Below are 1,636 nucleotides of genomic sequence, written 5' to 3' on the forward strand. Positions count from 1 at the left end.
GTATTACAGAGCCGCTTGAGTTCTCATTCTTATTCGTAGCACCAGTACTATTTGCAATTCACGCAGTATTTGCTGGTTTATCATTTATGGTTATGCAATTATTAAATGTTAAAATCGGTATGACATTCTCAGGTGGGGTTATCGATTACGTTCTATTTGGAGTTATGCAAAACCGTACAGCATGGTGGCTAGTTATTCCAGTAGGTTTAGTTCTAGCAGTTATTTACTACTTCGGTTTCCGCTTTGCAATCCGTAAATTCAACTTAAAAACACCGGGTCGTGAAGATAAAGAAGAAGGAGAAGAAGATGTAAAAGTAGAAGCAGCAGAGCTTCCAACAAATGTTTTAGCAGCACTTGGCGGTAAAGAAAACATTACACATTTAGATGCTTGTATTACGCGTTTGCGTGTATCAGTAGATGATGTGGGTAATGTTGATAAAAACCGCTTGAAAAAACTTGGAGCAGCTGGTGTTCTTGAAGTTGGTAACAATATTCAAGCTATTTTCGGTCCGAAATCTGACACGTTAAAAGGTCAAATTCAAGACATTATGAATGGCAAAACACCGGTTGTCACAAAAGAAGAGACAAAAACAATTGAAAAACCTGTTGCAACATCTGAAGTAGGAAGCGATAATGGTAATGATATTGTTTCACCGATTGAGGGAGAATTGGTACCTTTATCGGAAGTACCAGATCAGGTATTTTCACAAAAATTAATGGGTGACGGTTTTGCGATTATTCCGAAAACAGGCACAGTAGTTGCACCAGTGGACGGAAAAATAGTAAACTTATTCCCGACGAAACATGCTTTAGGTATTGAATCAACGACTGGACGTGAAATTTTAATTCACGTTGGTATTGATACAGTTAATTTAAAAGGCGAAGGTTTTGAAGCTTTAGTTGCCCAAGGCGATGAAGTGAAAAAAGGACAGCCTCTATTGAAAATTGATTTAGACTTTGTAAAAGAAAATGCGCCATCGACGATTACGCCGATCATTTTCACGAATTTACAAGCTGATGAAAAAATTGATATCTTAAAGCAGGGCCAAGTTTCTCAACAAGAAGCAAATATTATTAACATTTCAAAGTAAAAAGGAGATTGATTTAACATGGCACAAAAAACATTTACAGTAACAGCAGACTCAGGAATTCACGCACGTCCAGCAACAACTTTAGTACAAGCAGCAAGCAAATTTGATTCTGATATCAACTTAGAATTCAACGGTAAAACTGTAAACTTAAAATCAATCATGGGCGTTATGTCTTTAGGTATTCAAAAAGGCGCTACAATCACTATCTCTGCAGAAGGTTCTGACGAAGCAGATGCACTTGCTGCTCTTGAAGATACAATGAGCAAAGAAGGATTAGGCGAATAATGACAAAGGAAATTCAAGGCATTGCCGCTTCTAGCGGCATTGCTATTGCTAAAGCATTTCGTCTAGAAAATCCAGAATTAACCGTTGAAAAAAAATCAGTAACTGAAGTTGAAGCAGAAGTAGCACGTCTAGAAGCTGCGCTAGAAAAGTCAAAATCAGAACTTGAAATTATTAGAGAGCATGCTCGTAAAGAACTTGGAGATGACAAAGCAGAAATCTTTGAAGCTCACTTATTAGTTCTAAGCGATCCTGAACTTATT

The 1,636-nt window shown here is 37.3% G+C and carries 3 protein-coding genes; all 3 read left to right on the forward strand.

What is annotated here, in order from left to right:
• The coding region (locus AC1DRF_RS26715; protein ID WP_477742156.1) for a PTS sugar transporter subunit IIABC at nt 1-1,091 on the forward strand (1,091 nt) is incomplete at its 5' end.
• Between the two features lie 18 nt (nt 1,092-1,109).
• On the forward strand, nt 1,110-1,376 hold the full coding sequence (locus AC1DRF_RS26720) for a phosphocarrier protein HPr (protein WP_013056011.1): 267 nt from the start codon (nt 1,110-1,112) through the stop codon (nt 1,374-1,376).
• Nucleotides 1,376-1,636 (forward strand): phosphoenolpyruvate-utilizing N-terminal domain-containing protein (locus AC1DRF_RS26725; RefSeq protein WP_477742157.1); only part of this gene is annotated, 261 nt, incomplete at its 3' end. The genes AC1DRF_RS26720 and AC1DRF_RS26725, both read left to right, overlap by 1 nt.

Source organism: Priestia sp. P5_B4, from assembly GCF_056400385.1.

What these genes read in the sequence shown, in the direction of transcription:
- AC1DRF_RS26720 (WP_013056011.1), top strand. Translation starts at nt 1,110, where the DNA reads ATGGCACAAAAAACATTTACAGTAACAGCAGACTCAGGAATTCACGCA.